The 4,200-nt window shown below is 61.4% G+C and carries 4 protein-coding genes; 2 read left to right on the top strand and 2 right to left on the bottom strand.

All coding sequences use genetic code 11. From position 1 onward, the window contains the following. On the top strand, positions 1-530 hold a 530-nt coding region (locus tag VEK15_10960), incomplete at its 5' end, for an amidohydrolase (GenBank protein ID HXV61204.1). 41 nt (positions 531-571) lie between these two features. Here VEK15_10960 and VEK15_10955 read toward each other — a convergent pair. After that, positions 572-2,902, bottom strand: a complete 2,331-nt coding sequence (locus tag VEK15_10955; protein HXV61203.1) for a sulfatase — start codon at positions 2,900-2,902, stop codon at positions 572-574. A 181-nt stretch (positions 2,903-3,083) separates the two neighbouring features. Between VEK15_10955 and VEK15_10950 the strand changes: the two genes are divergently transcribed. Beyond that, positions 3,084-3,890, top strand: coding sequence for a DUF4159 domain-containing protein (locus tag VEK15_10950; GenBank protein HXV61202.1), 807 nt, complete (start codon positions 3,084-3,086; stop codon positions 3,888-3,890). Between the two features lie 67 nt (positions 3,891-3,957). On the opposite strand, the gene VEK15_10945 is transcribed toward VEK15_10950, so the two are convergent. After that, positions 3,958-4,200: SpoIIE family protein phosphatase (locus tag VEK15_10945; protein HXV61201.1), on the bottom strand; the 243-nt coding region annotated here is incomplete at its 5' end.

Below are 4,200 nucleotides of genomic sequence, written 5' to 3'. Positions count from 1 at the left end.
TGGAGTACGAAGTGATTCACGGTATCTACGCGCTCTTGCCCAATGAGACCCTCGGACGGGCGATGCACGCCAATCTCGAGCGCGTCGGTGGCGTGGTCTATACGGATGAGGAGCGTCGGTTCGCCGAAAAAGTGCGTGAGTCTTTCACCGGCGAGGTTCCGCCCCTTTCTTCGGCGGGAGAGATCGAGAAGTTCGAAGTCCGCGAGGAGGGAAGCGGCGGTTCGACGGACGTGGGTGACGTGAGCTGGGTCGTCCCCACCGCCGGCATGCGCGCGGCGACCTACGTGCCCGGAACTCCCGGACACTCGTGGCAGGCTATCGCCTCGGGGGGATCGACCATAGGCAACAAAGGGATGGTCGTCGCCGCGAAGACGCTGACCTTGACAGCGATCGATCTTTTCGAGGACCCGGAAATCGTCGCCGAGGCAAAGCGGGAGTGGCAGGGGCGAGTCGGTCCCGATTTCGTTTATCAATCGCTCGTTGGCGACCGCCCGCCCCCACTCGATTACCGCAAGCCGGCGACGCCGTAAAAGAGGATTCGAGCCTGCTCAGGTTTTTTGCGAGAAGCGGGTCAGCGAATGTAACCCAGGCTTCTCAGCCGCTCGAGCTGTTGTTGGCTCATCCCTTCGATGTGCTCGGAGTCGGGGGAGAGCTTCGCCGCATTCGCCATCTGGCGCCAACCCTCGAGAGTCTCGGAGAGGCGTCGTACGACGTCATCGTTCTCGGCGGCCACGTTGTTCTGGTCGAGCGGATCGTCAGCGAAGCGAAAGAGCTCGAACTCCGGTTTGCCCTCTTCGGGCACGATGTTGTGGATGAGCTTCCACTCCCCCTGGACGATCGAATAGGCCTCGGTCTCCGCCGGCCAGGGAGAGCCCGCCTGGGGCTTGGTCGGTGCCTTCTCGGAGAAAGCGGGACGCGCCTGCCAGGAGCGGTCCTCACTCCGAAAAAGGGGAACGAGGCTATGACCCTGAATCGTTTCCGGAAGATCGAGCCCGCTCAGGGCGAGAAGGGTCGGCATGATATCGATTGTCTCCGTGACGGCATCGATGACCCGACCGGCGGGCAATCCAGCCGGCCACCGCATCATCAGGGGCACCCGTGTGAGCTCTCCATAGACGGATTGACCGTGGAACGTACGACCGTGGTCCAGGAACTCCTCACCGTGATCTCCGACGAAGACGACGAGAGTCGATTCTTCCAGACCGAGCATGCGCAAGCGTTCGAGCAAACGGCCCACTTCGGCGTCCATTCCGCGGATAGAGCCGTCGTACCAGTCCTTGTCGTAGCTCACGTACTGATCAGCGTCGATCCCCGCTTGCTCCAGCTCGGTTCGAGATGGCATGCCGAAGTTCTGGGCGAGCGGCTCGGTGATGACCTTTCGCACCGCGGCGAGCTCCTCCTCGTGCTTGTGCTTCTTTTCCGGATCCGCCCAGAGCGAGGCATAGGGCGGCCTGGGCTCGAACGGGTCGTGGGGGTCGTATAGGTGAAGGAAGGCGAAGAACGGTATGTCCTTGTTGACCTCGAGCCAGCGCGTGAACCGGTCGATATACTCCCGGGAAGTCTTGCTCGAGCCCTGTTCGGGAAGCGACCCGTCCTCGTGCAGCTCCTCGAATCCCTGATGCAGGTTGGTGAACTGCCCGGTGAAGAGGTTCGAGGCAAACGAGACGGTCGCGTAGCCCGCACCACGGTACACCTCGGCAAGCGTCGTAGCCGAAGCCGGCAGGTAATCCGAGAACTCCTTTACCCCGTGGGTGGAAGGGTAGAGCGAGGTCATGAGCGACGGCGTCGATACCTTGGTCCAGGTCGCCTGGGAAACGTTGTTCAGAAACAGGACGCCTTCCGACGCGAGCCGCTTCAAGTTGGGGGAAGTATCCCGCTCGTAACCATAGGGGCTCAGGTGGTCGTTCCGGAGTGTGTCCGTCCACAGAAGTACGACGTTTCGAGGTCGGTCCTCGGGTGGCGCCGCGGGCGGTCGGATCACCGGGGTTCCCCAGATGCCGACGTTCCCCACCTCTTCGGACGAGAGCGAGAGCGACAGACGTCCGGAGCGCCCGACGTGGGTCGAGAGGTCGATGATTCGTTCCTCCCATCGATAGGGAGTCGTCACCGTCTCTTCGAGCAGCACGTCCTCTCCCATGGCCACGCGAAAAGTAACCGGCATCGGGTCCACCGTGCCCAGGGAAAGCTGCAACCTCGAGCCGGGCGGAACTTCGACCGGAACCCGGATCGTTTCCGGAGCCCGGGAGACCAGCGACTCCCGGTAAATCTCTGACATGCCCTGGAAGCCCACACCACTCTCGATGCCGGCGAGATACTCTTTTCGGAATACGAGACGAATCGATTCGATCGCGAAATCGGCGTCAGCGGCGTCGGTGGGACGAATGTAGAGATGGCGAATCCTCTGGGCGGAAAGCGGCAGCCCGCTTCTGAGCGTGTAGGTCTGAACGTCGTTTCCCGCCACGATGGGCGTGGTAATGCCGAGCGCGGTCACGAGAAACCGAGCCGGACCCGGTCCCGGCACCGGTTCCACCGAGGGGACGATGGTGAAGTTCGCACCGGCCGAGGCGCGCATCCGAACCTCGATCGAATGGAGTTGATCGCGGTTGTCGAGGCCTTCGGTGCGCTCCACGTGGAGCAACGGAAAATCGCTCGTGGCTCGGCCGGCGAGGCGACCCTCTCGAACCGCGAGACCGGAGACGTCGGCAAAGGCGTCGAATCCGGCCGTCCCGGTTGTCTCGGCAAAGGTCCACTCCGTACGGGGCGGAGGCTCGGGAGGCGTTGCCGGGCGACCCTCGACCATCTCATCGGCGAACACGTCCACGAGGCGAATGGGTCTGCTTTCCTCGGACGGACGACAGCCCGCCACGAGCCAGGCTCCCACTAGAACCAAGAATCGATGCATGTGGTATTCCTCTCCAGAGCGCGACGTCTTTGGTGCGCCAGACCAAGCCGTGAAGCTTATGCGTCCGAGGCGTTCGAGTTCAACCTTCTAACTGCTCAATGCCGTGGCTGGCCAGAAATCATCTCGACTCTCGATTGAGCTCTTCCGCGCCACACGGTAACCTTGAGGTCGAGTCAGAGACATGCCCCGGGTGGTCGAGAGTCTCTTGAAGCCGTTGTGTCCCACGCTCATGCGCCTTCTCACGCTCGGAGCTTCCGTGACGGTAGCTCTGGGATTGGGGTGGAGTCAGCAATACCCCCGAGAAGGAGAGCCTAATGACGAGCTCACCTCGAATCCGGATTATCAGGATCGGTTCGTCTTCACGCGAATCCGATACGGCCCCTCGGACCTCGAGTGGGGTTTCCGCTGGGGCGGGGCGAGGTGGAGCCATGACTATCCCCGGGCCGACCGGCACCTATCCCGGCTTCTGAGCGAGCTCACGACGATGGCGGTCGAGCTCGAAGGCACGAACGTATTCGAGCTCGATGACCCGGCGCTATTTCACCATCCGGTTGCCTACATCTCCGAGCCCGGTTTCTGGACGATGTCCGAGAGCGAGGTCTCGAACCTTCGCGATTACGTGCTGAAGGGAGGCTTCCTCATCTTCGACGATTTCGAGAACGAGCAGTGGGACAATCTCGAGGCACAACTGAGGCGGGTATTGCCCGAGTACCGGCCCATCCGGATCGACGTCGACCATCCGATCTTCCATTCGTTCTTCGACATGGAGACGATCTACTTTCCCCACCCCCTCGTCGACGTCATGCCGAGCTATTACGGGCTCTTCGAGGATAACGACCCCGCCCAACGCATGGTGGCGATTGTCAATTACAACAACGACATCGCCGAGTACTGGGAGTGGTCCGACACGGGGTGGCTGCCGATCGACATCACCAACGAAGCCTACAAGCTCGGGGTGAACTACATGGTCTACGCTCTGACCCACTGACGGGGCTAGGTCGGGTCGGAGCCTCTGATACTCGGAAACTTCTGCCGAAAGATCGGTATCGATATGGCTACGTTCGCTTGATGACGACGAGACTGATGTCGTCCGAAGGCTCGGCGAATGAAAGAATATCCTCCTTGATTCCTTGGGCGATGTCCCGGGCCCGTCGATCCTTGAGCTCTCGCACCTTCGCTTCGAGACGGCCAGGGAAGTATCGATTCTCCTCATCAGCGTGCTCCGATAGCCCGTCGGTGTAGAGCAAGAGAATGTCACCCGCCCCCATGATCTCCCATTCGTTCAACTCGTAGGCCTC

The sequence above is a fragment of the Vicinamibacteria bacterium genome, assembly GCA_035620555.1.
Lineage (GTDB): Bacteria > Acidobacteriota > Vicinamibacteria > Marinacidobacterales > SMYC01 > DASPGQ01.
This window is presented reverse-complemented; position numbering and strand designations above follow the sequence as displayed.

Excerpts from the sequence above, each read along its gene's own strand:
- VEK15_10950 (HXV61202.1), top strand. The coding sequence starts at position 3,084 with ATGCCCCGGGTGGTCGAGAGTCTCTTGAAGCCGTTGTGTCCCACGCTC.
- VEK15_10955 (HXV61203.1), bottom strand. The coding sequence starts at position 2,902 with ATGCATCGATTCTTGGTTCTAGTGGGAGCCTGGCTCGTGGCGGGCTGT.